The 25,521-nt window shown below is 46.1% G+C and carries 26 protein-coding genes, 1 tRNA gene and 1 pseudogene; 16 read left to right on the top strand and 12 right to left on the bottom strand.

Annotated elements, in window-relative coordinates:
- Positions 1 to 2: 2 nt before the first annotated feature.
- A complete protein-coding gene (locus tag Micr_RS03660; protein ID WP_203134325.1) occupies positions 3 to 1,454 on the bottom strand; it encodes a hypothetical protein in 1,452 nt (483 codons plus the stop codon).
- A gap of 54 nt (positions 1,455 to 1,508) precedes the next feature.
- Here Micr_RS03660 and Micr_RS03655 point away from each other — a divergent pair, with 54 nt between their 5' ends.
- Positions 1,509 to 2,429 carry a lipoate--protein ligase family protein gene (locus tag Micr_RS03655; RefSeq protein ID WP_203134324.1) on the top strand — a complete coding sequence of 307 codons (921 nt, stop codon included), beginning with the start codon at positions 1,509 to 1,511 and terminating at the stop codon, positions 2,427 to 2,429.
- Between the two features lie 64 nt (positions 2,430 to 2,493).
- On the opposite strand, the gene Micr_RS03650 is transcribed toward Micr_RS03655, so the two are convergent.
- The gene (locus Micr_RS03650; RefSeq protein WP_203134323.1) at positions 2,494 to 2,640 is read right to left on the bottom strand and encodes a hypothetical protein; all 147 of its coding nucleotides are present in this window, start codon (positions 2,638 to 2,640) and stop codon (positions 2,494 to 2,496) included.
- A gap of 123 nt (positions 2,641 to 2,763) precedes the next feature.
- Between Micr_RS03650 and Micr_RS03645 the strand changes: the two genes are divergently transcribed.
- The 3 genes and pseudogenes from Micr_RS03645 to Micr_RS03635 all read left to right on the top strand — a co-directional run.
- Positions 2,764 to 4,266: a DUF4382 domain-containing protein gene (locus Micr_RS03645; RefSeq protein ID WP_203134322.1), complete on the top strand. Its 1,503-nt coding sequence runs from the start codon at positions 2,764 to 2,766 to the stop codon at positions 4,264 to 4,266.
- 121 nt (positions 4,267 to 4,387) lie between these two features.
- On the top strand, positions 4,388 to 5,005 hold the full coding sequence (gene tmk / locus Micr_RS03640; protein ID WP_203134321.1) for a dTMP kinase: 618 nt from the start codon (positions 4,388 to 4,390) through the stop codon (positions 5,003 to 5,005).
- 33 nt (positions 5,006 to 5,038) lie between these two features.
- Positions 5,039 to 5,599 (top strand): annotated as a pseudogene (locus Micr_RS03635) (cob(I)yrinic acid a,c-diamide adenosyltransferase); the annotation flags it as partial.
- Here the strand turns inward: Micr_RS03635 and scpB are convergent.
- The gene (gene scpB, locus Micr_RS03630) at positions 5,593 to 6,072 is read right to left on the bottom strand and encodes an SMC-Scp complex subunit ScpB (protein ID WP_203134320.1); all 480 of its coding nucleotides are present in this window, start codon (positions 6,070 to 6,072) and stop codon (positions 5,593 to 5,595) included. The pseudogene Micr_RS03635 and the gene scpB sit on opposite strands and share 7 nt — an antisense overlap.
- On the bottom strand, positions 6,072 to 6,821 hold the full coding sequence (locus Micr_RS03625) for a segregation/condensation protein A (protein ID WP_203134319.1): 750 nt from the start codon (positions 6,819 to 6,821) through the stop codon (positions 6,072 to 6,074). The genes scpB and Micr_RS03625 overlap by 1 nt, the downstream gene beginning before the upstream one ends.
- A 168-nt stretch (positions 6,822 to 6,989) precedes the next feature.
- Between Micr_RS03625 and Micr_RS03620 the strand changes: the two genes are divergently transcribed.
- The gene (locus tag Micr_RS03620; RefSeq protein ID WP_203134318.1) at positions 6,990 to 7,964 is read left to right on the top strand and encodes a zinc metalloprotease HtpX; all 975 of its coding nucleotides are present in this window, start codon (positions 6,990 to 6,992) and stop codon (positions 7,962 to 7,964) included.
- A gap of 7 nt (positions 7,965 to 7,971) precedes the next feature.
- Here the strand turns inward: Micr_RS03620 and Micr_RS03615 are convergent, their stop codons facing one another.
- Complete coding sequence (locus Micr_RS03615; protein ID WP_203134317.1) at positions 7,972 to 9,027, bottom strand: class I SAM-dependent methyltransferase; 1,056 nt, start codon at positions 9,025 to 9,027, stop codon at positions 7,972 to 7,974.
- Between the two features lie 80 nt (positions 9,028 to 9,107).
- Here Micr_RS03615 and Micr_RS03610 point away from each other — a divergent pair, with 80 nt between their 5' ends.
- The 4 genes from Micr_RS03610 (at position 9,108) to Micr_RS03595 (ending at position 12,769) form a co-directional block, all read left to right on the top strand.
- Positions 9,108 to 9,560, top strand: coding sequence for a transcription elongation factor Spt5 (locus Micr_RS03610; protein ID WP_203134316.1), 453 nt, complete (start codon positions 9,108 to 9,110; stop codon positions 9,558 to 9,560).
- A 4-nt stretch (positions 9,561 to 9,564) separates the two neighbouring features.
- Positions 9,565 to 10,032 carry a 50S ribosomal protein L11 gene (locus Micr_RS03605; protein WP_203134315.1) on the top strand — a complete coding sequence of 156 codons (468 nt, stop codon included), beginning with the start codon at positions 9,565 to 9,567 and terminating at the stop codon, positions 10,030 to 10,032.
- Positions 9,969 to 10,745 (top strand): endonuclease III domain-containing protein, encoded by a 777-nt coding sequence (locus Micr_RS03600; RefSeq protein ID WP_203134314.1) that lies wholly within the window; start codon positions 9,969 to 9,971, stop codon positions 10,743 to 10,745. The genes Micr_RS03605 and Micr_RS03600 overlap by 64 nt, the downstream gene beginning before the upstream one ends.
- A gap of 71 nt (positions 10,746 to 10,816) precedes the next feature.
- Positions 10,817 to 12,769 carry a hypothetical protein gene (locus Micr_RS03595; protein WP_203134313.1) on the top strand — a complete coding sequence of 651 codons (1,953 nt, stop codon included), beginning with the start codon at positions 10,817 to 10,819 and terminating at the stop codon, positions 12,767 to 12,769.
- 118 nt (positions 12,770 to 12,887) lie between these two features.
- On the opposite strand, the gene Micr_RS03590 is transcribed toward Micr_RS03595, so the two are convergent.
- Positions 12,888 to 13,283 carry a hypothetical protein gene (locus Micr_RS03590; RefSeq protein ID WP_203134312.1) on the bottom strand — a complete coding sequence of 132 codons (396 nt, stop codon included), beginning with the start codon at positions 13,281 to 13,283 and terminating at the stop codon, positions 12,888 to 12,890.
- Between the two features lie 151 nt (positions 13,284 to 13,434).
- Here Micr_RS03590 and Micr_RS03585 point away from each other — a divergent pair, with 151 nt between their 5' ends.
- The 6 genes from Micr_RS03585 to Micr_RS03560 all read left to right on the top strand — a co-directional run bounded on the left by Micr_RS03585 (position 13,435) and on the right by Micr_RS03560 (position 18,364).
- The gene (locus tag Micr_RS03585; protein ID WP_203134311.1) at positions 13,435 to 14,325 is read left to right on the top strand and encodes a hypothetical protein; all 891 of its coding nucleotides are present in this window, start codon (positions 13,435 to 13,437) and stop codon (positions 14,323 to 14,325) included.
- A complete protein-coding gene (locus Micr_RS03580; RefSeq protein ID WP_203134310.1) occupies positions 14,325 to 15,344 on the top strand; it encodes an NAD-dependent epimerase/dehydratase family protein in 1,020 nt (339 codons plus the stop codon). The genes Micr_RS03585 and Micr_RS03580 overlap by 1 nt, the downstream gene beginning before the upstream one ends.
- Before the next feature lie 26 nt (positions 15,345 to 15,370).
- A complete protein-coding gene (locus Micr_RS03575) occupies positions 15,371 to 16,174 on the top strand; it encodes a geranylgeranylglyceryl/heptaprenylglyceryl phosphate synthase (RefSeq protein ID WP_203134309.1) in 804 nt (267 codons plus the stop codon).
- Positions 16,175 to 16,189: 15 nt separating this feature from the next.
- Positions 16,190 to 17,308 carry an NFACT family protein gene (locus tag Micr_RS03570; RefSeq protein ID WP_203134308.1) on the top strand — a complete coding sequence of 373 codons (1,119 nt, stop codon included), beginning with the start codon at positions 16,190 to 16,192 and terminating at the stop codon, positions 17,306 to 17,308.
- Between the two features lie 33 nt (positions 17,309 to 17,341).
- Positions 17,342 to 18,235, top strand: a complete 894-nt coding sequence (locus Micr_RS03565; protein WP_203134307.1) for a ribonuclease Z — start codon at positions 17,342 to 17,344, stop codon at positions 18,233 to 18,235.
- Between the two features lie 57 nt (positions 18,236 to 18,292).
- A tRNA-Val gene (locus Micr_RS03560) sits at positions 18,293 to 18,364 on the top strand.
- 8 nt (positions 18,365 to 18,372) lie between these two features.
- Here Micr_RS03560 and Micr_RS03555 read toward each other — a convergent pair.
- From Micr_RS03555 to Micr_RS03540, 4 genes are read right to left on the bottom strand one after another with little or no spacing between them, the layout of a single operon-like run.
- On the bottom strand, positions 18,373 to 19,269 hold the full coding sequence (locus Micr_RS03555) for a hypothetical protein (RefSeq protein ID WP_203134306.1): 897 nt from the start codon (positions 19,267 to 19,269) through the stop codon (positions 18,373 to 18,375).
- 9 nt (positions 19,270 to 19,278) lie between these two features.
- Positions 19,279 to 20,055, bottom strand: coding sequence for a hypothetical protein (locus tag Micr_RS03550; protein WP_203134305.1), 777 nt, complete (start codon positions 20,053 to 20,055; stop codon positions 19,279 to 19,281).
- Complete coding sequence (locus tag Micr_RS03545; protein ID WP_203134304.1) at positions 20,055 to 21,005, bottom strand: cytochrome d ubiquinol oxidase subunit II; 951 nt, start codon at positions 21,003 to 21,005, stop codon at positions 20,055 to 20,057. The genes Micr_RS03550 and Micr_RS03545 overlap by 1 nt, the downstream gene beginning before the upstream one ends.
- 2 nt (positions 21,006 to 21,007) lie before the next feature.
- Entirely contained in the window at positions 21,008 to 22,336 is a 1,329-nt protein-coding gene (locus Micr_RS03540) for a cytochrome ubiquinol oxidase subunit I (RefSeq protein ID WP_203134303.1), read from the bottom strand.
- Between the two features lie 139 nt (positions 22,337 to 22,475).
- On the opposite strand from Micr_RS03540, the gene Micr_RS03535 reads away from it, so the two are divergent.
- Positions 22,476 to 23,342, top strand: coding sequence for a hypothetical protein (locus tag Micr_RS03535; protein WP_203134302.1), 867 nt, complete (start codon positions 22,476 to 22,478; stop codon positions 23,340 to 23,342).
- A gap of 38 nt (positions 23,343 to 23,380) precedes the next feature.
- On the opposite strand, the gene Micr_RS03530 is transcribed toward Micr_RS03535, so the two are convergent.
- Together Micr_RS03530 and lpdA are read right to left on the bottom strand one after the other, a co-directional pair.
- Positions 23,381 to 24,142 (bottom strand): alpha/beta fold hydrolase, encoded by a 762-nt coding sequence (locus tag Micr_RS03530; protein WP_203134301.1) that lies wholly within the window; start codon positions 24,140 to 24,142, stop codon positions 23,381 to 23,383.
- Positions 24,139 to 25,515, bottom strand: a complete 1,377-nt coding sequence (gene lpdA, locus Micr_RS03525) for a dihydrolipoyl dehydrogenase (protein ID WP_226803546.1) — start codon at positions 25,513 to 25,515, stop codon at positions 24,139 to 24,141. The genes Micr_RS03530 and lpdA overlap by 4 nt, the downstream gene beginning before the upstream one ends.
- Positions 25,516 to 25,521: the final 6 nt, after the last annotated feature.

The raw sequence follows: 25,521 nt of genomic DNA, 5'->3' as shown, positions 1-25,521 counted from the left end.
AGTCATCGCGAAAATACGACGCATGAATAGTTGCTTGGGAAATATATTCCATAATTCTTGCCCAGACTGGCAACGGAATAGCCTTCAGTATCTACGCTATTTGCATTTATTCCTACGTTATTGATTACGACCGCAGGGTATTTATCGCTCGTCGAATTCATATTCCCGGGATAATGCGCAGGTATCCCGTAATACCTTAGATATACCCACGCATTGGATATCATGCTGCAGTTCTCAATCCCAAGATTTTTTATTTCCATGACTGCACCAAGTACCGTGGCGTTCTTCGTTCCGAGCGAAGCGAATGGGTAATGGGATTGTATCCCGGAATAAGACACTGCCAAAATAAAAACGTAGACTATCGCAGCCAAGGCAATAGCAGCATATGCGTATCTTTTGTACTGGCTATACTTATTAATAGCCCTCGAAAAAAGCACCCCCAGCAGCAGCGCAGTGCATGCATATATTTCATATCCCCATCTGGGCAGGTTGTTTATTGATGCATGTATTGACACCGCAGCAGTTCCAATGAGCGCAAGCAAAAAGGAAACGATTACTATCTTCTCTTTGTATTCGAAACCGTTTAGCAAAGATCTGCGCTTTTTGGCCGGCGTGCCCTTCCTCCGCAGAAGCATAACTGCCGAAATCGCTGCCGCGGCAAATACAAAAGGGATTATGTACGCAAATATTATCGAGTAGGATTGAACGGCGGCGCTTACTATGCTGCTTTCGCTTACCTTATAAATTATGAATGCCTCGCCAAACGACTGGAGATAGCTTTCGATAGGGTTGCCGAATGCTGCAAAGTTTACCGCAAACCATGCTGCAAGAACTGCAAGATAGGACAATAGCCCCTTCAGCCTTTCCCTTTTCGGAAGGAAAAACAGAAGCAGTATGAATATAGAAGAAAAATATTTTGCCAGGCCAGCAAGGCTCAGCACCAATCCCGCTTGCCATTTTCCTCTGGCCGCAAGCCCTATCCCAAGCAAAAGCAGCGCCATGGACAATATTTCAGCCCCATTGAGAAGCGTGAGGTATATCACCACATAAGGAGTAAAGAGCATGGCCAGCATGAGAAACCGGTTCGTGCTCATCGAATCTGCTGCATATATCGACGCAATTATCAAAAACGCCAATTCTGCAACCACATAATACATTGGCCCGTAGGAACCCATTGGTATGAACGGTACCATCAGTACAGACATGAGCGGGGCCCTGAACCATTCTACATAAAAGATATTCTCATACGATATTGCCAGCGCTGCAGTATGGTTGGCAATGCTCGAATAAAACTCCGTGCTCGCAAGAGCCTTGGCATAAAGCATATGTGCCGTAAAATCCCAGTAATAGCCTCCTATGGAATTTATCCTGAAGACAATCAGCGAGCCTAAGATAAGTAGGATGGCGGCATAAGCAGTCAGGAGATACAAGCTAATTTTTTTATTATCCTGCATTGTGGCTGCACCTTCATGACAAAATCTTTATTTTAAACTGTATAATATACATATATGTTTAACTACGAATACTGGGGGTTGAACAACTTAAGCATATCCGAGAACATGGCGCTCGAGGAGCTCATGCTTGAGGAAAGTGCATTGAGAAACGTGGCAGGAATAAGATTCTGGAATGTCAAGAAGGATTCGGTAGTTTTGGGGTATGGAGAATCGCCTAAGAACGTGAAGGCAGGAGACGCGTCATTCGATCTTGCAAGGCGCATAACTGGAGGTTCTCATGTGGAGTTTGACAGGGCTTGCCTAGCGTACACGTTTACCGTGCCGCGGGACGGGAGCTTCAGGCATTACGAGGACATGCGCAAGTATTTCGCAGAGCATGTAGCCTCTGTGCTTTCGGATTTAGGCATAAAGGAAGTATATGCGGACAACAAAGCATCAACTATAAACGTAGGCGGAAAGGTGATTGCAAGCCACGCCATATTCTGGGGCGTAAAAAGCGCGCTGCTTCACGGGCTTCTTCTTGTGGACCACTATAATGTAGAAAGGATAGCGGAGCGCATGATCCTTTCAAAAAGAAAAATAAGCGGCAGCGTATACGACGAAGCCGATGCCCTGAGGCTGGCGCCTGTCGCATCAGAGCTAATAAAATCAGGACAGCCAATTTCACGGGAAGAAAAAGCAGATTTTGCAAGGAAGGCCATATCCGAGAAACTGCTGGACTCGCTTACAAGAGGGAGCCACTCGAAGCTTTTTGTAAGCGAAAAAACCATTTCAAGGGCGGAAAGGCTCGTAAAAACCACGCACACAGATTCCAGATGGCTGGATCTCAGAAATCCTCCATATACTAAAGAGGCCGTTGAAGCGATACCTGGAGAGGAACTTAACGGGCCATTGAAGGACGGATTGGGCTACTGCATGTACATAGAAGTGGCCGACAAGGATTTCAAAGAGATGGCAGTACCAAAGGAAGAATAATTACTGATTTTCATAATCATAAAAACAGCCCCGCAGAGAGGGAAGAATGGTTTTCACCCATTCACTAGCGCCGCAGATATGGAAGATATTTCTCCAATACTCTCATGTTCGGCACGCCCAAATTCATCTCTTCCTTCTCCCAGAAGGATCCCAAGATGCTTTTACTTTCTCTGGTGCTTTCCGCACCGCTTGTCTTTTCTGTTTTATTCATTCTTTCACCTAAGCACAACGGGCGTGCCTTAGGCGCTAGCAAAAATATTCGGTAAGAATATATTTAAATCTTACCAAAAGCAATGATTTTTAAACTTTGATTGGGATAATAAAATGTGTTTGCATGGTGAATAAAGCAGTAAGCTACATAATAGGGATAATAGTAATACTCGCTATAATATACATAGCGATAGGGCTTGTAACGCCAAGGCCATCGATTGCGACTACTACGGTTTCTCCTTCGGTTTCGTCTAACGGCACGGTAGCGTTGATGCTTACGGATCCGGCTCAGGTACCTTCAGGTACAACCGCGCTGAACGTTACGTTCAGCGGAGCTAGGCTGCACGAAACCGGCGCAACAAATTCCTCTGGCTTTGTGAACATAAACGCCTCAGGCACGATAGACCTGCTTTCACTGCTTAACGTTTCGCAGACGCTTGGCATCGCATCTTTAAACAAAACAAAGTCATACGACTCAATAATATTGAATGTGAGTTCTTCCACAATCACAATAAACGGCACTACTTACAACGTGACGCTTCCATCAAACAAGCTTGACGTGCACGTAAGCAACGTCAACGCCACAAGCGGCGCCGTGCTTGTCGATCTTTCGCCAACCATAGTGCAGATAATCTCAACAAACCAGACTATGTTCGTAATGGTGCCATCGGTAAAAGCAGTTATAGTGGGCTCTAGCAATGTGAACAGCACTGTTGTAAAAGTAGGCGCAAGGGCAAGGCTCAATGCAAACATACACTCCAAGCTTTCGCTCGCAACTCCTAAAATAGCCATAACAAGCGCATCGCTAAGCGAAGAAGCCAATCACACGGACTTTAGCGTTACTGTAAAGAACTCCGGAAATTCGACTGCTTATGTAAACCACATACTTCTATTCGGGATAATGGGCATGAATCTAAGTGCAGGTGCCAATGCCCGCCTTCATGCCGCAGTGCAGCAGGTTCCAGAGCCATATCTGTTCCAGTCCGGCGGCTTCGGCGGAATAACGTCAATAATAAGCCAATATTCAAACGGGAATTATAATCTGAGCTCGCTTTACGGGGAGCTTGCAAGCAAATACGGGGTAAATCTAAGCACAGGAATAAAGGCTGGAATATCTTCGGCTCTAGAAAGCCATAATATGTCGGGATTCTTGGGCCATATTGCAAACAGCAGCATAAATCTAACTGCAATAACTTCAAATTACTCTGCGTTCAACAGCGAATTCGGCTTCAACGTAAGCCCATCGGAATTCAATTCGATACGTGCAAACATGCAGAATAAGCTAAATCTGTCTGTAATGGAGTCAATGCATGACTTCAACGTCAGCAACGTAAAGCTCAGGGGATTCATACAAGCTGCAAACGCATTCGACGGGCACTACCACAACATGATGGCATTCATAATAAGCACCAACGGCACGCTTATGCTTCCGTTCGACGCTAACCAGGCCGAGGGTCCACAGGGATATTCTATAGCTCCAGGCTCAAGTGCAACGTTCAGCTACAACGGAATCATATCTGCTGGCAATGGCAAGCTTGTAATAATGCCTCTTCAAAACCAAACCTATTCCGTTAGGGTAACGGGTGAGGAAGGAGCAGTAGCTACATCGAACGTAACTGCAAGCTGATTCGAAAAATTGCACGGCCACAAAACGATTGGCCCTGTTTCAGGGCCAATTGAATCATGCAACACAGCCATAGCTATAAATATGCTCAAATACAAAAGCACCTGAATGAAACCGGTGATGCATGGTGTTCATAGTAATAGAGGGCATAGACGGCGCTGGGAAGACCACGCAGGCGAAGGCTTTGTGCGCAAGCCTGTCCAAGCTCGGATATGACGTGGTTGAGGAAAGGGAGCCTACCAATGGCGCTATAGGAAAATTCATAAGGCAAGTTCTGGGGGAGAAGGTAAATCTTGATCTGCTGTCGCTGCAATTGCTCTTCGTGGCCGACAGGAACGAGCACATGAAGGCACTAAAGCACGCTATCAAAAGCTCGATAGTCATATGCGACAGGTACTACTACTCAACAATAGCTTATGGCGAAGCATCTGGAGCCGACAGAAAATATCTCGAAAGCATGAATTCAATATTTCCAGTTCCGGACAAAACCTTTTTCATAGACCTTAACCCAGAAAAAGCCGTAGAAAGGATCGCATCCTCGCGAACTGAAAGAGAGATATTCGAGAAGCTTGACTTCATGGAAAAGATTTCAAAATCTTATTCAAAATTCACCGAACCGAACATAGAACACATAGATGGGGACAAGGATATAACGGAGATTTCGAAGGAGCTCCTCTTTAGAACGAAAACTTTTCTGGAAGAGCATGGGATAAAGACTAAAGCCAACAGGATAAAAAGGTGATTTTAAACGCCTGCAAAATACTATACCGGCCTTGGCGACAACAAAGAGACGTCGATAGGCAACGTACATGCAGCAAAGTCCGACCCGATATTTTGGGCAGTGGGTGACATAGACGAGTTGAATACCAAAATAGGCACGCTGATAGCACTGCTCGAAATAAACAAAAACGAATACGCCATAAGCATAAAAGGCGGCAATCTTAAGCTAAAAGACGCATTGTCATCTATACAAAGCGACCTGTTCTCAATAGGGGCAGACATAGCCTCTTCTGCCAACAAAGCCTTCATGCCAAAAAGGCGCATAAGCAGGGAAGATGTGCAAAGGCTTGAGTCATACGCGGATTCTATGGGGCACGCGTTTCCTGCGCTTTCAAGCTTCGTGCTGCCAGGTGGCTGCGTCGAAGCCGCAGCGGCTGACGAAGCGCGTGCAGTTGCGAGAAGGGCAGAAAGATCCGTAGTAAATGCCGCAAACAGCTTCAAAATAGAAAATGTTGAAATACTCGCTTATATGAACAGGCTTTCATCAGTGCTTTTTGTGGCGGCCAGATTCATAAACAACGCCAATGGGGTAAAAGAGACTCCTCCAGACTATTGACCTTTTGTCACGTTGAAATACTCCTGGAACTTCTGTGTTGTAGTTACTCTTTTTGTCCGGCCATATGCCTCGGTCTTGACAAAATCCTTTTCCTTGAGCTCCTTCATCTGATCGTATACAGACGTGCCGAAAGCCTTTACAATGTCGCTTTGGAGTATCGGTTCCTTCCTGCTTATGTAAGCCAATATCCTGAGCGCAGCCTTCGATATCTCAGGAGTTCCGGCAAGGCTGTTGACCTTCGAGGCGTAAGGCTCTTTCAGGGTTAGCATGTACTTGCCGCCTATTGCGACAATAGCAAGCGCGTTGTCGCTTCCGGAATATCTTTCCATCAGCTTTTTGACTAAGCCTTCTACATATCCCTTGGAGGCAATGCCGCTTGCTTCTGCCAGCTCGTCGACGCTCATGGCCCTGCCTGTAACAAACAATACCGCTTCGATGAGCTTCATGCTTTCGTTTTCCGGACTCTCAGACATCAACTCACTGCCTTTTCAGGCGCCGTCCTTTCGCGCCTTATTATCTTTATCATTATCTCGCCGAAGAACTCCTCCTGCGACATGGCTATGGTGCCGTTGTTGTGCAAATATAACAGGGGGACGAAAAAGTCCATGAGCATTCCATATCCATCCGGGAAATACCTTTTGACAGAATTGAAAGAGGTTATGCCGTACTTGTCGGAATTATCCGAGACGAGCTTTAGAACATCTTCAATCTTTTTGTCTATGTCTTCTACTTCTATGTTCAGCTCTATTGGCTCGGCGAAGAACCTTTCCCTTTCTACGCGCTTGGCCTCCAGCTTTATCGCGTCATCGAGAGCAGCTACTAGCTGCTCCAGCGTTATCCTTGCCTGGGGCTGGCGCCTTGTCCTTGGTACAAGTTCTCCAACTTCAGGCCTATCGCGAGCCGGCTGCTCAGCATCGTCGTAAAATTCCTCTGCAGGCTCTTCGAAAAACTTCATAGTGTCGCTTTTGATGCGAAGCAGCACAGAAGCTGCGAATATCACGTTGGCAGGCATGAAAAGGTCAAGCAGTTTCATCTTGTTTATAGTTTCTACATACGAATCTACGATTTTGGTTATGTCTATGTTCCAAGGGTCTAGCTTGTTGGTTTCAACCAGCATTATTATTAGCTCCTTCCACGTTGCATTGCCTACAAGTTCCACTATGTCGAAACCGTCTTCGGTAGCGTAGCTCTCTATGGATTCCGATCGCTTTATTATCTCCATCGGGTCATCACAGGTCTGGTCAATTGTTATTGTGATTCAGTATATAAAAACATTGTGCTGCCCGGCAAGTGCACATTCTATTGCTATATAAAATGTTTGATATAAAAATTAAGTGTGGCTTTTCCGAACGTCAAAAATGGCCCAGCCTCAATCGCTTTAGCGGAGCTTTTGGCAAAAATTGCGCTAACTCTGGCGCTGTCCCTGGCCATAGGATTTGCCATAATATGGGTTATAACATTTTACTTGGGATTGGATATATACGAGACGCTCATAGCTGCGGTCGCTGTTTTCGTTTTCCAATTTTACATATCCCCAAAGCTGATAATAATGGCCACCAAGCTCAGGTATGTGGGCAATGAGGAATACCCACAGTTGCAGGAGATGGTGTTTGAACTCTCAAAAGAGTATGGCATGAAGCCGCCGAGGCTTGCCATAGTTCCTGCCAGGGAGCCTAATGCTTTCGTGTTCGGCCGCACAAAACACGGCTCCACTCTGGCTATACACGAGGGCCTGCTTTCTGCCCTGAGCGCCGAGGAGTTGAGGGCAGTGATAGTCCACGAGATGGCGCACATAATGCACGGGGACTTTTCCATAATGACTTTCGCATCTTTCGTGCCAATGCTTGCCTACCTGATTTCCAGGGACGTGCTTTGGACCAGCTTCTTTGACGAAAGCAGGAATGCAGCATCATACCTGATATTGTTCGGCATGCTCGCATTCGTGGTGTATTTCATATCCGAGTTCATAGTGCTGCCCGTTTCGCGCCAGCGGGAGTCATACGCCGACCTATACTGCGCAGAGAGCACGCATAAACCCGAAAACCTGGCAAGGGCCCTGTACAAAATATCATACGCCAACTTCAAGACTAAAAACGGCTCCAAGAGCGCAACTTCGGCGCGAGCATTCTATGTAATCGACTTCTTCAATATTGACAAGGACATGTGGGAGCTCAAGAACCACTACGAGCAGCTCAAGGGTATGGTGCCAGGCATAGACATAAGCACCGTAATAAAGGCGGAAAGGCAGTCGCGCAACGGGCTTCTAGGCATGCTCAATTCAATGCTGTCTACGCACCCGCAGACATACAGGCGCATAATGTCCCTTGCAAAGGAGAAGCAGGCAATGGAAAAAGAAAGCAGCTGATGGCGCATTACACTTCCGAAACTGCCTTTGCGTCAACTACTATTTCTATCTCGTCCTTGGAATACGGCCTTACCGTGCGCACTCCAATAAGCGTGAAATCCCTTTTTTCTTCTTTGAAACGCTTTGCCATTTCATTTATGGCTTCGTCAACTTTGTCGGCATCGCAGAACGAATATATGTGGAAAATCGCGGCGTCCTTGGCCACAGTGCAAGCAGCCTTTATAAAATCCAGGCTTGTCTTTGGCATCGGCATTACTACCCTGTCTGCAAAGCCCCTGTGCATCGCAGCCAGTTTCCCAAAGTCGCCATTGTAAGCCCTTACATTGGCAACCCTGTTTAGCTCTATATTCTTAAGCATGTAGCCGTATGCGCTCGGATTCAGCTCAATCGCAAGCACGCTTGCCTTTGGGTGGCTCTTTGCTATCTCTATGGCAAACGGCCCCACGCCGGCGAACGGCACCGCGACTTTTTCGCCGTCTTTTACGAGCTTGGATATCCTTGATCTCTCATACGACAGCCTTGGGGAGAAGAAAACCTTCCTGACATCGAATACGAAGCTGCATCCGTTCTCCTTGTAGCTGGCCATGTAGGTATGCTTGCCAGCCACGTACCTAACGCTTCTTGTCCTGTATACTCCCTTGACAGGGCCGCTCTTAGCCAGCACCGTAGTCACCGTGCTGCTGCCTTTTATTAGCGCCATGCCTATCGCAGCCTCTTTGGGCTTAAGCTTGTCGGAAAGCTCTATTATTGCAATGCTGCCGAACGGATCGTAGCCCCTGGCGAGCTCTTTCCTCTCTTCAGGCTTTAGCATCTTTTTCAACTCTTCCTCGTAATCCGGCTTTCTGCTGCCCTTTTCATGCGCCGCTTCGCGCTCTTTTACTTTGGCATCTATCGAATCGGCGAAATGTGCAAGGTTTTTATTACTTGCTGGATAAATAGTAAGCGGAAAATATACGTAGCGTGCGCTATGAAGCACTTTGAAGCCGTTAGCTAGCAGGTTGTTCTTAGAAAGGAATGCTTTGGCATTTTGGGCATATTGCTTCTTGACTTCCAGGTATTGCATGTGCACACATCTCACGTCTATGATAGTCCAAGGAAATAATTATAAATTGCAGCATATAAATTTAATGGCAAGTGAAGTTCATGTATTTCGTAGTCAAGGTTACATCTGGCCAGGAAAGGATCGTGGCCAACATGCTGCAGAGCAAGGCCGGCAAGGGCGACCAGAAAGTTTACTCCATAATGATAGTCGAAGGCATGCGCGGCTACATAATAATAGAAGCCGAAGACGAGCTCGCCTGCAGGGAGTTCGTGAGCAAGGAGCACAACGTAAGGGGCGTACTCTCGAAGCCGCTCTCACAGGAGGAGATAGACAAGCTTGTCAGCATGCCAAGCAAGGCCCAGGACATACAAAAGGGCGACACAGTGGAATTCAGCACAGGGCCGTTCAAGGGCTATAAAGCCAAGGTCCTAAAGATAGACGATACGAAGAACGACATGACCGTTGAGCTTATGGATGTGGTAGTGCCAATACCAATAACCACAAAGATAAATACTGCCAAAGTGATACAAAAAGCAAAGAACGACGAGGAATGAGAGAATGAGCGAAGTTACAATAAATGGATTGATTGAGGGAGGCAAGGCAACAGGAGGCCCACCTTTTGGCCCGGCATTGGGTCCGCTAGGCGTGAACATAAACGCGATAATAGCTGAAATAAACAAGAAGACTGAAGGATTTTCAGGCATAAAGGTGCCGGTCAAGGTCATAGTAGATTCAGCTACCAAGTCATTCAAGGTCGAGATAGGAGCGCCGCCAACCAGCGCCCTGATACTAAAGGAGATTGGCGTAGCAGCCGGAGCAAAGGCCAAGGATGAAGTTGTGGGCAACATAACCCTGGAACAGGTCAAGAAGATAGCAAAATCCAAGGAAGCCAAGCTCTACGGCAAAAGCATTGCGGAGCGCGTAAATCAGGTGCTTGGCACGTGCAAGAGCATGGGAGTGAATTGCGAGAACGAAAATCCGAAGGCCATAATAGCAAGGATAAAGTCCGGAGAGATAAAGCTCTGAATGGGCTTTCTCCCAAGGGCAATATCCCTATTCCTTCCGGCAGGGAACTTATAAAGCTGTACGGCAGCATGAGGTCCGTGTTCGGTTTCCTTAACTGGTGGCCCGGAGACACCGAGGACGAGATTTTCATAGGGGCCATACTGACGCAGCAGACCACATGGCTCAACGTGGAAAAGGCAATATCAAACCTAAAGGGCTCGCGGGCCCTGAGCATACGCGCGCTTTCAAGGATGGAAACTAGCGATATAGAGAAATTAGTCAGGCCAAGCGGCTATTACCGGCAGAAGGCGGGAAGGCTTAGCTCTCTTTCCTCAAAAATAATCTCCGATTATGGCTCTCTCAGCGGCTTATTGGGCCTTGACACAAAAATCCTCAGGAAAACATTGCTGGACATGAGAGGGATAGGGCCGGAGACCGCCGATTCCATAGTGCTATATGCTGCCGGAAAGCCAACTTTCGTCATAGATGCATATACAAGGAGGATAATGCACAGGGTGTTCGGCATCCCTGCAGATATAAGCTATGACAGCCTAAAAGCGGTATTCGAATCTGCGTTGCCCCAAAAACTGGAGCTGTACAAGGATTTTCACGCGCAGTTCGTAGAGCTGGGAAAAAGATACTGCAAGACGAAACCAGCGTGCGGCGAATGCCCTGCTGCAAAATTATGCAGATATGCAAATCCGAAATTTGCGCCAGCAAGGCTAAAAGCCTAAAAACGCAAAAAGGGGACACTGCGATAATATATAAATATTACATGCATTCATAATGATTTATAGGTGAATAGATGCCGATAACTATACCAGCTAAGAGCAATAAATATTATAAAAAGGCATTAAAGTCAAGCGATACATTGGTTCAAACGGTTGACCAAGTGCTAAAGCCCCATGAAAACGAGGCAGCTTTCGTAGCAATAAAGACCAAGGATGATGTCGGCCAGATAAAAGGGCTAGGACAGCAAATATTCGGCGAAGTTCTAAATGCACAGGGCATTAAGTCGGAAATGAAGAGGCTTAGAGAGCTTCACGAAGCTGTTGAGAAGATATCTTACGTAAATAAGAATCCCAATCAAAAAAAGTATTCGGCAACTGAGATAAATGACGCCCACAACGTTTTTGACATGTCAAAAGAAAGGGCAGACAACTACGTCAAGCCGCAGTATAGGGCAAGCCAGTATGCCGGAGATCCATACCTGATGATTAATACCTACATAGACTATCTGCAGTCAAAATACGGAAAAGAAAAGGATGTTTTTGAGCAGGCAAGGTATGACCAGAAAAACGCTTCTACCTACCACCTGGTGGACCCTGACCCAACAAAGGATCTCATAAACAAAATGGAAATGGATGCAATGAAGGGAATAAACAGCAGGCTCGCAGCAGAGGTAGCAAATATAAAAACAATAGAAAACAAGCGTACAGAGTTCAAGGACGTATCAAACCCGATGTATACATACGTGAACGGATTGAAGCTCACGGACCCAAAAAATATAGGTAAGCCATTGACCATGGATAAAGCCACGGCTATGGCGCCAAAGGAGTTCTGGAGCAAAGTAACCCAGATTGAATCGAAGATAAACGTAACGCCAGAAATGCTGAAGGATCCGCAGTACCTTAAGGCAGAGGCTTATTCGCAGTTCTTTTCAGGGAACGATATGAATTCCATAATAGCTTTAAACCTGGCGGATCCCAGTGCGGCTGAACTTACCCGCCAGCTTACGGAAATGGCGTCGAACTACCACATAAAGGGCCTGAAAAAGAAAATGGTAAAGATGAGGAAGGAATACAAGGAATTCCTGAAGAAAGCCGAGGTACAGGCAGTAAAGGAAATACTTGAAAAGGCGGTAAAGCTGGGAAGCACCAAGAACAGCTGGCTCGGAGCTTCCAGGGAAAAGGCTTACGACGATCTCGTAAAAAGCCACTCTGACCTGTTTCTTAACAAGAATTCAGCAGGCCATTCCAAATTCCAGATTGTTGCAGCAAACCTAATATCGTACGAAGCAGCATTCGCCGCACTCAGGGAGATGACTACCCTGGGAACCAAGAACGTGGCTGCTGACAAGCTAAAGCAGGACAGGCTTCACATAGTCGACGATCTGAAAAAAAAATCCTTGAATGGCGAAATATACAACGAATTCATAGGAAAGCTGGAATCTGCAAAACCAACTGCAACTGCATCTAACCTGATTGACCAGGCAGTACTGACTACAATGGGCTATTCGCAAATAAGCGACCTGCTGGACAACACAAAAACGCTTAACATATCCAGCCTTTCAAAGGCGGAGCAGGACGAGTACGAAAAATCCAGGAAGAAAATTGAAGATGCAGTGGCTACAAACCAGCAGGTAGGTGCAATAGATACGTTCTCGGTAATAAAATACGGGAACAAGGCGCTGCTGATGCAGTTCGACAGCCTTCTGCCGGCAAAATCACGCACATCGATAAAAATGGCCCTGGTCAAGCAATTCGACGGAATAGACGTCTCGTCCAAGGACGCCGCAGAGAAGCTGGAGAAGGCTCGTGCGTCAGTCCTTACGTCAATGCTTTTCGAGGGTTCCAACACGTCAATAACCAACGCGGTAAAGAAAGCATTTGGAACTGCGGAATACAAGAAGGTCAAAAAGACCCTTCTGGACGCATACGGCAATGACTTTTCGGGCTATACTGATGCAAGCTGGAGCTATGTGAACGATTCCCTTAAAAAGGCGTGCGGCTCACTGCAGGGCATAACCTTCGTATGATTGCCGGAGGGCTTTGTTTTGAAAATGGGGCCTAAAGCCCCATTCCTCTTATTTTATCTTTATGCTTTTTCCTCATTTTGTAGGGCCGGCCGAGTAAGCATGCGTTTTGCTCCCTGTGCTATTTCCTTATAAGGCCTTTTATCTGCTCGGTCAGATCCTTTATGTCTTTGAGCTCCTTCTCCTCCTTGCTGTTGAGCTTTATGTCGCCCTTGCTTATGCTGGATTCTATGGTTTCCAGGAATGAAACCCATTCTTCGGCATCCTCTTTTGTAAGCTCTATGAAATTCTTGTCCTCAACGAAGACATTGAGCAGGTTTATTATCCTTGCGTTCTCTACCGGGTCCTTGCCTTCGTCTATCTTATCCTTTGCGAAGTTCCTCAGCTCCCTTATCTCCGTCAAGCTGACGTTCTTGTTTTCCTCCGAAAGGTCGCTTATGTCTTTTACAAAAGAGCGTATCGCGCTGCTGAGTTTGCCCAGAACCTCATTAAGGCTAGAAAGCTTTATACCCTCCATGCTATCACGGTTTATTGTCTGCCAAAGTTTAAAACACTTTCAAAATTCCCTAATCAAAAGGCTTAAATTAGTGAATAAAGCATATACTACTGCCAGTTACTTATGCACATCCATAAGTATGCAAACATACATAAAAATTACCAGTGGTTGATTGGCAAGCAATGATCATGGCCTAATAAAAAGGCTCGTATTCAAGCTAGTGAAAAAACACATAGCCGGAAGCACCTCCGCTTCAGTCATACGTACTGTCAAGCAGCTGAACGACAGGAACATTTCCGCTACTGTGACGTTTCTTAACGAGAATGCTGCCACTCCGCTTAAAATAAGGTACAACATAAACAGCTACATTGAGATGATAAAGCAGCTCTCAAGGCTGAACCTTGAAGCCGAGGTATCGCTCAGGCTGTCGCAGCTGGGCTATCTAAGCAGCAAGGAGCAAGCCATCAATGCCCTGGACGAGATAGTGTCTACGGCAGACAAATACAAAAAGAGGCTCTGGATAGAGTCCGAGAGCGCCATAATACAGAACAGCATATTCGATGCCAGGGACAGGTATGATGGCACCGCAGACGTTGGCGTCGAAGTCCCAGCGGACTACATGGCCAGGTACACCAACGGCACGATTCCGAAGCCTATGCTCTCTTACAAATACGTAAAGCTAATGACACTGGCACAGCAGGAACCTGAGGCTGCTCCAAAAAAGAAGGAAAAGTCAAAAAAGGACTCCCAGGAAGCCCTTTACTACAAATGCATAGCCAAGCTTGCCGAAAACGACGTCAACACCATAGTCTTCGGCCACGATGAGAAAATACTCTCGAAGATTATGGCCGGCTCCAAGAATTACAAAAAACATTTAAGGTTTGAGGTGCCATTAGGCTATAACAGGAAGCGCTTCGGCATGATGCTCAAGTCCAATCAGAAAATGAGCGTTTACGTTGCATATGGCAAAGACTGGGTTCCATACGCCATAAACAAGCTCACAGAAGGCAGGATAAGGGATATAGCAAAGGCCGTCTTGGACGGAGAAAGCGGTGGCAAGTGATGGAACACCAAGCAGGCGATGCGGTTGTTGTTGATTTGGTTACCGGAGCGACCTCAGCGTTGGGGCGAAGGCTTGTCGCACGTCTTGTTGGCATGGGCCACGAGGTCAGGGCCATACTAAGAGTGCATCCCTCAAAATCCAACGAATGGATGGCTCTTCCTTCAAAGGTAAAGGTATACGTTGCGGACCTAACCCTGAAGAACGAAAATGACTCGAAGGTTCTGGAGGAAGCATGCGCGGGTGTCGACAACATATTCCATATAGCAGCCGCGGTATACAACTACAAAAACACATATGACGACCTTATAAACATAAACGTCATAGGCACTGAAAACCTGCTTAACGCGTACGAGGCTTCAAACAGGAATTCAAAGAAGCCAGTGCACATAATATACGCCAGCAGCATTACTGTATACGGATACAAAAGGCCCAACGAGCTTCTTTCCGAGAGCTCAGCGACGAAGCCCTCGAGCCCGTATTCGGAAAGCAAGATGATGGCCGAGCAGGTAATAAAGTCTTTTGCAGATGCAAACAGGCTAATGAAATACACAATACTGAGGTTCGGGACGTTCTACGGCCCTGACTACAAGGATTCGTACTTTAAGATATTCAAGCTCATAGAGCAGGGAAGGGCCATGTATGTCAGCGGCGGAATGAACTACGTAGAGCTTATACATGAAGACGATGCAGCTGATTCCATGGTGCTTGCAATGGCGTCCAAGTCAAAGGAAAGCGAGATATACAACATAACGGAAGGCGGCTCATACACTATAAAATGGCTCTTCGAGTTCGTCGCAAAAGCGCTTGGCGTGCAGTCTCCGAAACGCAGCATACCTCACGCCATAGCAAAGATCACAAGCAAGATAGCGAACATAAATTATGACGAGCTCGAATTTCTGGCTAGCGACAGGAAGATAGACATATCCAAGGCCAGGAACAAGCTAGGCTTCGAACCAAAGCACAGCATAAACAAGGACGGCCTGATGCTTTTAGAAGAATACAAAAAATCCAAGCAGTAAGCGTATAAAATACTAGTGGTATAGCAATGAATATCAAAAAGGGCAAAGTAGAGAAATATATAGACGATACCCTTGAATCCAAGGGCGCAATGCTTTTCAGCCTGATAGATCCGGTGGACTATAAAAGCTGGAAGGATGTCATAAACACTGCGAAGGCTGTCGACAAGGGCGGAGCAGACATACTGCTCATAGGCGGAAGCAGCGGAGTCCAAGGCTCAATGCTGGATGAAGTCACCAAGGCAGTAAAAGAATCAATAAGCATACCTATAGTGCTGTTTCCGGGAAACGTTGCCACCATAACCAAATACGCAGATGCAATATACTTCCAATCGCTGCTCAACTCCCGCAATTCGTACTGGCATGCACAGGTGCAGATGCTTGGGGCTCCTGTAATAAAGATGGCGGGCATAGAGCCTCTGCCAGTGGGCTACATACTCGTGGCTCCCGGAGGCACAGCGGGCTGGGTTGGCGATGCCAACCTGGTGCCGCGCGAAAAGCCTAAAATAGCCGCAGCGCTGGCTCTTACCGGCCAATATCTTGGCAACAGGCTTATAGTAACTGATACTGGATCCAATCCGCGCCTGCAGGGCGGAGGCCCAATATCGCACGAGATGATAAGGGCAGTAAAGTCCGCAATCGACGTGCCCTATATAGTCGGAGGAGGCATAATCTCCGAAAAGGAGCTGAGGCTTGCATACAGGAGCGGCGCAGACGTGGTCCAGATAGGCACCGCTTTTGAGGATCACAGCAACATGGCGATGGTGCTGAAAAAGGCCAAGCTCTTCGCCCGCGTTACGAAGGAGGAGGGCCTTAAGAAGATTAACAAATAATTGAACCTGATTCAAATGAGGGAGCCATCAACCCTTGAGCTTGCAGCCATAGCTAGGGAGCTGGAATTCCTAAAGGGTTTCTACATAGAGAAATTTTACGAGTTTCCAGGCCCGCAGTTCAGGCTCAAGCTCAACAAATCCGGAGAAGGGCAGCACAACCTGGTAATAGCCCCGGCAAGGTTTCTGGGCATTGCGAGCGTGCTCACGCTGCAGGACCAGCCTACGAATTTTTCACAGGCCGTAAGGAAGCGGATATCCAATTCCAAAATAACCGGAATATCGCTGATGAACGATGACAGGGTTCTATGCATATCCATGGAGAAGGGCGACCAGGCACAGAGCTTAATAATAGAGATGTTTGGCAAGGGCAATGTCATAATTGCAGATTCGGAAATGAAAATAACCTTAGCATATTCAAGGCACGAGTTCTCAGACAGAAAAATATTTCCTGGCGAAACGTATGCCGCTCCAAAAAACAAGCGTATAACTGTAAGCAACCTTTCAAATGTCGGGATGCTGCAGGAAGCCATAGCTTCTTCACCAAAGCCAAAAGAGAAAAATATAATGCAGGCGCTCTCATCTGTAATAAACATAGGCTCCCTATATGTAGAGGATGCCGTCATGCGCCTCGGCATTGATCCTTCAGCCCCTTCCGATTCGCTCTCTGATTCGGATATAGCTGCAATATCAAAAAACATCTCCACATATTCCGAGTATATAAGCTCGCCTAAGCCCAGGATCTACACCGAAAACGGGTTCATGGTGGATTACGCTTTATGTGATATAAAGAAATATGAGGGTATGGAAATTGAGAGCTTCAAGCTTTCTTACGAGGCCCTGGAAAAGTACTATCTGTCGCACAAGGAGAATCCGCAGCCCGTAGAAAGCTCAAAGGCCAAGGAGCTGGAAGCGAGCATAAGGAAGCAGAAAGAAATAATAGAACAGACTGCGATGGAGATAAAGGAGCTCAAGCTCAAGGGCGACACCATATACAACAACATGCAGCTGATAAATTCAATAATAAAGATGGCAAGGGAAACGAAGCGCTTCAAGAAGGAAGACATCGAAGAGGCATTCGGCATAAAAGTAAAAGAGGTCAACCTAAAAGACAAGACTGTAACGATTGAGCTCTGAAAATTTAGGATTAAGCACAAAGCGAGTAATAAAATGTTCAAAATAACCTTTTTGGGAACGTCTGGCTCTGCCCCAACAAAAGAAAGAGGGCTTTCGTCTGTAGCTCTGCAGCACGAGGGCACAGTCATGCTTTTCGACTGCGGTGAGGGCACGCAGAGGCAGATGCAGCTGTTCGGAGTCAACATATCAAAGGTAAAGCACATATTCATAACGCATGCGCACGCCGATCACGTGCTAGGGCTAGCCGGGCTGCTTAGGACAATGTCGTTATACCACAGGCAGGATCCCTTGACTGTATATTTTCCAGACGGGTATCAGAACGTAATAGAAAGCCTGATAAAATTCGACAACGCAATAATAGGATTTGAGATAATACTCAAGGCCGTAAAGCCCGGCACTGTGCTGCGCGGCGAGGATTTCTCAGTAAAAGCGTTCAAGCTTAATCATTCGGTCACTTCCTACGGGTACTCATTCGCCGAAAAGGACAAGACAAAATTCATCGCAGAAAAGTGTAGGAAGCTTGGGATAAAAGGAGAGATGTTCAAGGAAATTAGTAAGAAGGGCCATGTCATTATAAAGGGCGAAAGGGTTTATCTGAAAGACGTAACTGAACAAGAGCAGGGCAAGAAGTTCGTATACGCCACGGATACCAGGCCCCTGGCTAGCACGGCTAAGGCTGCACAGAATGCTGACATACTTGTGCACGAGACGACTTACGAAGACAGGCTATCAAAATTGGCAAAGGAGAGAAAGCACTCGACAAGCGCAGAGGCCGCGCAGATAGCCAAGAAAGCCAAAGTAGCAAAGCTCGTGCTTTATCACTTCAGCACCAGATACAAGGATACGTCAATCCTTCTCAACGAAGCCAAAGCCATATTCCCAAATTCGGTTGCCGCATACGACGGCATGTCAATTACTGTAAAATAAGCAATTGCCGGCTAATGCGAAAACTTATAATAGTTTCAAGCAAAATATCCACTGCACGGGCCCGTAGTCGATTGGTAAGACGTCTCCCTGACACGGAGAAGACATGGAGTTCGATTCTCCACGGGCCCACTTACGGATTAATCTAAAGTGCCCTTTGCAAATATCCTTGGTGCTTTTTCACGGAGCAGTAGGAAAGTATCTCCTTTTTCCATCGCCAAAGATTTTTCTAAGGCAAAAGTAACCTTATCTCCGTCTACTTTTTCTACCTTTGCCATTGAGTATGAAAAGTTTGATCCCAAGCCGTAAAAGTTTCCTGGAACCAAATCCTCTTTGTTTATCTCTGAAAGCTCAATCTTTGCAGTTATCTTTTTGGATGGCAATATCTGTGCTGCCGACAATACGCTTCCTTTTTCTACCGCATCTGGCTCTATGTTCTTCATGCCTATTCCTATTCTCGTACCTGGTCCTGCTGTTTTTATATCTACGTCCTGACTTTGAAGCGATCTTACAAGAACTTTTTTTCCTGAGCTGTGCCAGAGCTCGTCATGCACATTTATCGCTCCTCTTATTACCACTCCAAGCGCCACTGCACCTATCCCTTTTACGTTAAAAGCCTTGTCTATATCTACTCTGCACGTTTGTGCGGGATTATCATTTTTCCCTATTGAAAGTATGGTCTCGAGAAGCGTATCCCTGTCGCATACCTTGTAATTTGATAATCCTGAATTTTTTATTATGTCGGAATCGGCGTTTTCAGATGTCAGGATTACATTTTTTCCAAGCAGTTTTGAAGCTACTAGCAATTCTCCGAAAAGTCTGTCCATGTTTTCTGTTGATAGCACTATCGTTTCTGAAATTGTCAATATTTCAGAAATTGCATAGAATTTGTCTTCTGTTGAAGTAGGCGCAAGAGCCGTTATTACGCTGGCGTCAATGCTTCTGTTATAAAACGTGATGCTGTTCTCAGAGCCCTTCTTGCCTATGAACGAAGCAAGATCTACGCTGTTCGGAACTGCTATTATGTGGTTTGACAATTAGACACCTTACCTGCGTACTTTTCTTTTTCTTGTCTTATTAATCTTATTGGAACTTCTTTTGTACTTGGCGCTTTTATTTGTCTTTGCGGTTTTATGCCTTTTTGAAACTCTTTCCAGTTTCTTAACTCTTTTTGCATTCTTGCCGTGGCCGAAGCTGAAAAAGCCGAACCATAAAAGCAGTATGCCTATGAATTCAGAATAGTACAAAAATTCTGGAATTGCAGCTATGTAAAGCGTTCCAGCGATGCTTACTACTACGGTTCCAGCAATTATGCTAAGCATTTTTTTGTTTTTCGACCTGCGATAAGAAAGCGCAGCCACAACTATCAATATGAACGCAGCTGGGAAAGTGCCAAGCGAAGAAACTGTTACTACCGACAATGGAAGAGGCCCATAAACCACATATGTTATTATTAGGTTTTTTATTGCAGAAGCCTGAAGCGCAACTACCATCGCTACGTCAATGACCAATATATAAGCGAGATATGTAACTTTTATCTTGTCGCTTTTTATTAAGCATAAAGAGCCCATTGCAAGAGACTCTACCAGAAATACCACAAGGAAAAGATATATGTCTATCAGGGCTTCATTGTACAGGTTCAGGGAAAAGACGCTCTCCAGAAGTACGGCAACTGTGAATATCCACAATCCTAGCGACCAAAACCCAAAGCTTTTGACTTCCTTGTTGTTTTTCCACTTGTAAGTCATGAAGGCGGCGAGCAACGCACTCAGCACTGCTATTATAATTGTCGAAACGAATACTATAATTTCCAAACTTTGCATTAATAACTACCTGTTGTGCTTTGTGCTTTCTTTATATAACTAACGTAAACCATAAAAACCAATGATATCACCAATATAGTGCCTCCAATCAGCGTTACGAGATTAACGTAAAATGCCATTGGGCCTGAAGCCAAATAACTGTTTATGTCAACGGCACCTCCGAGCAAGTAAGGGCTCTGCATAAATCCAAAGAAATTGACTGCAAGAAGGAACCACAGCACTGCTACATATTTCGCATATTTTTTCCTGGAATAATAAAGGTAAAGCCCTACTGCCAAAAGCACCAGCAATCCTATCAGGTAGGGCAGATCAGGGCCCAACGCTGCGGAAAACAGGTATCCTGTCGCGGAGCGGGTTGCTATTGCAATCGCAATTATGCCTAGCGCAGCAGCAAGCCCGGTAAACCATCTGTACTCGCGCACGTCGAAAAATACTGCGGCAACAAAAACGGAAAGAAGCGCTATCCCCACAAACATAAGTATATTGAACGAGTTTGCGAACATCTTAAGCATATTTATTGAATATGCGGATGCGTTTATGCCTATCCCGCTTATTCCAGAGTCGAGAACCGAGATGGCGATAAATGCTACTACTAATGTGGCTATTGCGTATACGTGCAGATAACGTTTTTCTGAGCGTTTGTCTCCCATATATTCGCTATACGAAAGGAAGGCATTCCTCAGTATGAAAAATATAGCTGCAACAAGCAGCGGAACCACGAAAACAGTACCTACTAGCATCAGTAGCGATGGTACCGTAGCTTCAAGATTTACTAGGTAAAATACCGCAAAAGTCCCGGTAACCTCCCACAACGGCATAAGGAAACGCTTCATCCTGTCCTTGTGCTTGTCATATTCTAGCAGCATGGTAATGGCTATTCCAACTTCAAGCCCGAACAGCGTAAGGAAAACGGAAAATATTAGGTAATTTATTGAAAACATTATGCTCATTTTTACACCTGTTCTTTCGATACTGGCCTGTCCCTGAGCAGCCTTTTTATCACCAATACTGTGAATGGCAATACTATGAGATAGAACGCCACGAAGAATATGGCCAACGGTATTATTGAAGGCGAAGTGTTGGCCGCTTGGGAAACGAGGAGCACGTTGTAGACTATCCATGGCTGCCTGCCTATCTCAGCGGTAGCCCATCCCAGTTCCAGAAGGAATACGCCTACAACAGCAGCTATGATTAGTAGCATAAGCATCCATTTCCTGTCGAATGGGTGCATTTTGAATATCAGCATTAAGAATACGACCAGCATAAAGAGCCCAAATCCGAATCCAAGCCCCACTATGGTATCAAACATGAAATGAACTATCAGCGGAGGCCATGTGCTTTTTGGATAAGAAGATAGGCCGGGCACAGATCCGTTAACGCTTCCGGTTGCAAGGAAGCTCTGCAGCCCGGGTACGCTGGCTATAACTCCGGTTATTGTGCCGTTGGAATAGAATCCTCCGAGCAGCTCGGGCGCGTGCGTAGTCGGATAAAGGTCAAGCTCCATCGCCGCATATTTCTCGGGCTGGAAGCTGTAAAGACCGGATATTGAAAGTATTCCGGTTATGACTGCGAAGAACGTTGCTATGAGCGTAAGGCTGAATGCAATGTTCAATCCCTTCCTGTAATGCAATCTTTCGTCTCCCTCGCTTTTCAGCATTCTGTAAGCGAAATACAATATGAATATGAAGCCGCCTGCAAAGTATGACGTAGATACAACGTGAGCAACTTCTATCAAGGTGGAAGGTGTTGCAAGGACTGCCAAGGGGTGCACGTCAGCTATTATGCCACTTTTCAAATATTCAGGTATGTTAAAGCCTACCGGTGTATTCATGAACGCATTCAACATCGTTATGAATACAGCTGAAAGAACAGCGCCCAAGGCTACGAGAACGCCAGTAAAAGCGTGCGCATAGCGATTTTTGAACTTGTCCCATGAGTATACGTATACACCAAGGAATATCGCTTCCAGGAAGAACGCAAAAACCTCTATGTAAAGCGTAAGTATTGCGACATGCCCAACTAAGACCATGAATTTAGGCCATAAGAAAAGCAGCTCAAGCGCCACAAGAGTTCCCGAAGCAGTGCCAACTGCGAAGAAGACTATCAGCATGGTTGTAAGCCTTTTCGCTATCCTGGTGTAATAAGGATCCTTTCGCTTTATCCCTACAACTTCTGCAGCAACTATTATGGCTGGCAGGGCTATGCCTATCACGGCCAGTATTATGTGCACGCCCAGCGAAAATCCCATTAGGAATCTGTCAAAATCCAATACGGGTATCAAACAACCACTAAAATCTATACCTTATAAAAAATAAATAACTATAAACTTTATTGGAACGGATGCTGCTGCAAAGGTAATTTGTCAAAAATTATAGAGAAGGCTTAAATTAGTTAGGTATGCACAACTTCTCTGCGATAGGATGCAAAAGAAAATAGTCAACGACTTAAAGTGCTGCCTTGAGGCAAAGCCGCATCTTCACGAGCTTGAGCTTACCGAAACTGCAGTAAAGGCTTCGGCAGGCACGGAAATGCTGCTGGATGGAGGCTCGGGCAAAAAGGTTCTCATACCGGAAAAGCTTTCAAACTATCTAAGGCCTTCGATAGACATAGACGTAATAATGCATGATGCGGATGCACGCAAGGCTTTTCCGGATATGAAAAAGGACAAGATGGTGGACAAGGTAAAAGCGGTAATGATAGAGGGCAAGCTAGGTTATGAAAACGTAACGCACTATTCTCCATTCCCGGTATACCGTGACAAGGCATATCCGGATACAGACATATTCATTCCTTCTGGCGGGCTCGGCCCAATACCTTTTGGCACGGAGCTATTCACAGATGCAATAGAAGTCCATATGGAGCAGAGCGGCATTAACGTCAAGGTTGCGGACATATCTTTCACCCTAGCAACAAGCATAAACCCGCTGGTGTTTACAAATACCAGGGCCCGAAGCGCTTTGATAGCCCTGTTTTGCAATGCAGACACCTTTAATGTGCCAGATACTGTTGCGGCCACAGCAGACTATCTCCTCAAAAGCATAGAAAGGGTAAACTCTGCACTGCTGATTGCGGATTCGGACAGGTCCTTGGCACACATGAAATCAGATAAAAACTACAGGCAGTACCAAAAAATAATTTCAGAAAAAATACCAAACAAGCTTGACGCACTGGAAGGCAAGCTTACCAAGATAATGTCGCATGCGAACGTTGATGGATCAGAAGTAAGGTATGGACTCAAGGAGTTCCGCTATGGGCTCGATGGCATAGAAAAACTTCTCAGGGCATGAAATTGCAGATGCCGCTGCCTGCAATAATATCCTAGTTGCTAGACCGTGAATCTTTTCAGGACATTGGCAAATTCGGAAGGCTTTGAAAAGTGTGGCACATGGCCTCCTCCTTCTATAAAAACCAGCTCTGATCCCTTTATGTAACTGTTGAAATAGCTGGCATATTTTTTGTCTATTGTTCTGTCGTCAGTGCCCCAGACTATCGTGCATCTTGCCTTTATGCGCCCAAGCTCCTCCCTGCCCAAGAGGTACTTTTCCTTATCTGCGCCTATTATGCTGCTTACCACATAATCCGTGCTGCCTTTGACTTCGTCCCTGTTGAGCATGCTCAACTTTTTCATCTGCATGCCGTAGAATTCGTCATAGGTAATGGATTTCATCGTGTCATTCATTTCTTCTCTTAGTCCGGCAGCGTCTTCAAGCACAATCCCGGAAATCTTATCTCCATAAATTCCATTGGCAGCGCCAAAAGCGGCTATCCATCCGCCGTACGAATTGCCGATAAGGACATAGCTTCCCGATACTAGCTTTGAAACAGCCCCGGAAACTGCTTTTGCCTGCATGTCTGGCGTATAATCTATGTGCGGCGCGTCGGATTCGCCATGGCCCATCATGTCGAGCAAGACTATTTCCCAATCGTCATCAAGGTATGGGATAAGCCTTTTCCATGAGCGGGCATCAGCCCTGAGTCCATGAAGGAACACGAAAACTTGCTTTGCGCCTTCGTTCAGATGCGTCAATGCGTGAATTCTTCCATACTGCGTTTCTACCATTCTGGAATCCAAATCTTCGAAGATCATGTGCCCGCACCATAAAAGAAATGTATCGGCCTGCCCAATGCGGCTTCGGCAACTTCCTTTATCGATTCGCTGTAGGTCGGATGCGGGTGTATTGTGTCTGCTATATCTTCAAGCGTTGCACCCATTTCTATTGCCAGGGCAGCTTCGGTTATGGCTGCGTTGGCATCAGGAGATACAAGTTCTATTCCTACTACTATGTTGTCTGAATCATATGCTATTTTTGCAAATCCATCGGTTTCATCAAGGGCTATGGCTCTTCCTAGTGCGCTTAATGGGAACTTCTTGACTTTTATGCCTTCCTTTTCCTCTACGCTTCCGGCAATGGCTATTTCAGGATCAGAAAATATCACTGCAGGTATGACAAGGCTGTCAAAGCTGCTTCCGAGGCCAGCTGCATTCTCCGCAGATACGACGCCCTGGCGCATTGATTTATGGGCAAGCATCGGCTCCCCCACTACGTCTCCAATTGCGTATATATCAGGGTTAGACGTCTGGAGCTTTTCGTTGACTTTCACAAATCCTTTGCTGTCCGTTTCAACTCCTGCTGTCTGCGTGCCAAGCCCATCGGAAAAGGGGCGCAGGCCTATCGCGACTACCACCACATCTGCGCTTATCGACTCCCCGTTGTCGAGCTCCAGATTTCCGTTGGCATAAGCTTTCGGGTTGGCTCCTGCATGTATGGTTATTCCGAGCTTCTGCATGTGCTTCTTGACTATCGATACTGCATCCCTGTCGAACTTTGAGAGTACGTCCGACCTTGCTATAACATGCACCTTGGATCCAAGCTTTGCGTACATTGTGCTTATTTCAACAGCAACGTATCCGGCCCCTATTATCGCCATCTCCTTCGGTATGTGGTCCAGCAGCAGCGCCTGCTTATAATCAATAATTGTCTTGCCATTGAAAACCATGCTGCTTAGCTCTGCAGGCTCCGATCCTGTCGCTATTATCGCCTTTTTGAATATGACCTCAGTGCCATCCGTTACCTGTATCCTGTTTCTTTCTATGAAGGTGCCTTCCCCTTTGAGCACGTCTATCCTGTTCTGCTTGCAAAGGAACGCGACGCCGTTTTCCAGCTTCGTAGAAACTCCAACGCGCCATTCCAGCATCTTTTTTGCGTCTATTGTTACCTTTTCTGCGTTGATCCCGAATTTCTGCGAATGCGTTGAATCATAAAATATGTCAGATATGTGTATGAGCGTCTTAGACGGTATGCACGCATAATTCAGGCAGTGGCCCCCGAGCTTTTCCTTTTCGATAAGGACAACGCTCTTCCCAAGCTCTGCGGCCCTTATGGCTGCGGTATAACCTCCTACCCCTCCGCCTATTACTGCAATGTCGACCTCTTCGGGAACCTCTCCCATTACCATCATGCACAC

The sequence above is a fragment of the Candidatus Micrarchaeum sp. genome (genome assembly GCF_016806735.1).
In the GTDB taxonomy this organism is placed as follows: domain Archaea; phylum Micrarchaeota; class Micrarchaeia; order Micrarchaeales; family Micrarchaeaceae; genus Micrarchaeum_A; species Micrarchaeum_A acidiphilum_A.
Note: the sequence above shows the minus strand (reverse complement) of the source record. Positions and strands in the feature narration are given on the sequence as shown.

What these genes read in the sequence shown, in the direction of transcription:
- Micr_RS03660 (WP_203134325.1), bottom strand. Translation starts at nt 1,454, where the DNA reads ATGCAGGATAATAAAAAAATTAGCTTGTATCTCCTGACTGCTTATGCC.
- Micr_RS03655 (WP_203134324.1), top strand. Translation starts at nt 1,509, where the DNA reads ATGTTTAACTACGAATACTGGGGGTTGAACAACTTAAGCATATCCGAG.
- Micr_RS03650 (WP_203134323.1), bottom strand. Translation starts at nt 2,640, where the DNA reads ATGAATAAAACAGAAAAGACAAGCGGTGCGGAAAGCACCAGAGAAAGT.
- Micr_RS03645 (WP_203134322.1), top strand. Translation starts at nt 2,764, where the DNA reads ATGGTGAATAAAGCAGTAAGCTACATAATAGGGATAATAGTAATACTC.
- tmk (WP_203134321.1), top strand. Translation starts at nt 4,388, where the DNA reads ATGGTGTTCATAGTAATAGAGGGCATAGACGGCGCTGGGAAGACCACG.
- scpB (WP_203134320.1), bottom strand. Translation starts at nt 6,072, where the DNA reads ATGTCTGAGAGTCCGGAAAACGAAAGCATGAAGCTCATCGAAGCGGTA.
- Micr_RS03625 (WP_203134319.1), bottom strand. Translation starts at nt 6,821, where the DNA reads ATGGAGATAATAAAGCGATCGGAATCCATAGAGAGCTACGCTACCGAA.
- Micr_RS03615 (WP_203134317.1), bottom strand. Translation starts at nt 9,027, where the DNA reads ATGCAATACCTGGAAGTCAAGAAGCAATATGCCCAAAATGCCAAAGCA.
- Micr_RS03610 (WP_203134316.1), top strand. Translation starts at nt 9,108, where the DNA reads ATGTATTTCGTAGTCAAGGTTACATCTGGCCAGGAAAGGATCGTGGCC.
- Micr_RS03605 (WP_203134315.1), top strand. Translation starts at nt 9,565, where the DNA reads ATGAGCGAAGTTACAATAAATGGATTGATTGAGGGAGGCAAGGCAACA.
- Micr_RS03595 (WP_203134313.1), top strand. Translation starts at nt 10,817, where the DNA reads ATGCCGATAACTATACCAGCTAAGAGCAATAAATATTATAAAAAGGCA.
- Micr_RS03590 (WP_203134312.1), bottom strand. Translation starts at nt 13,283, where the DNA reads ATGGAGGGTATAAAGCTTTCTAGCCTTAATGAGGTTCTGGGCAAACTC.
- Micr_RS03580 (WP_203134310.1), top strand. Translation starts at nt 14,325, where the DNA reads ATGGAACACCAAGCAGGCGATGCGGTTGTTGTTGATTTGGTTACCGGA.
- Micr_RS03575 (WP_203134309.1), top strand. Translation starts at nt 15,371, where the DNA reads ATGAATATCAAAAAGGGCAAAGTAGAGAAATATATAGACGATACCCTT.
- Micr_RS03570 (WP_203134308.1), top strand. Translation starts at nt 16,190, where the DNA reads ATGAGGGAGCCATCAACCCTTGAGCTTGCAGCCATAGCTAGGGAGCTG.
- Micr_RS03565 (WP_203134307.1), top strand. Translation starts at nt 17,342, where the DNA reads ATGTTCAAAATAACCTTTTTGGGAACGTCTGGCTCTGCCCCAACAAAA.
- Micr_RS03550 (WP_203134305.1), bottom strand. Translation starts at nt 20,055, where the DNA reads ATGCAAAGTTTGGAAATTATAGTATTCGTTTCGACAATTATAATAGCA.
- Micr_RS03545 (WP_203134304.1), bottom strand. Translation starts at nt 21,005, where the DNA reads ATGAGCATAATGTTTTCAATAAATTACCTAATATTTTCCGTTTTCCTT.
- Micr_RS03535 (WP_203134302.1), top strand. Translation starts at nt 22,476, where the DNA reads ATGCAAAAGAAAATAGTCAACGACTTAAAGTGCTGCCTTGAGGCAAAG.
- Micr_RS03530 (WP_203134301.1), bottom strand. Translation starts at nt 24,142, where the DNA reads ATGATCTTCGAAGATTTGGATTCCAGAATGGTAGAAACGCAGTATGGA.
- lpdA (WP_226803546.1), bottom strand. Translation starts at nt 25,515, where the DNA reads ATGATGGTAATGGGAGAGGTTCCCGAAGAGGTCGACATTGCAGTAATA.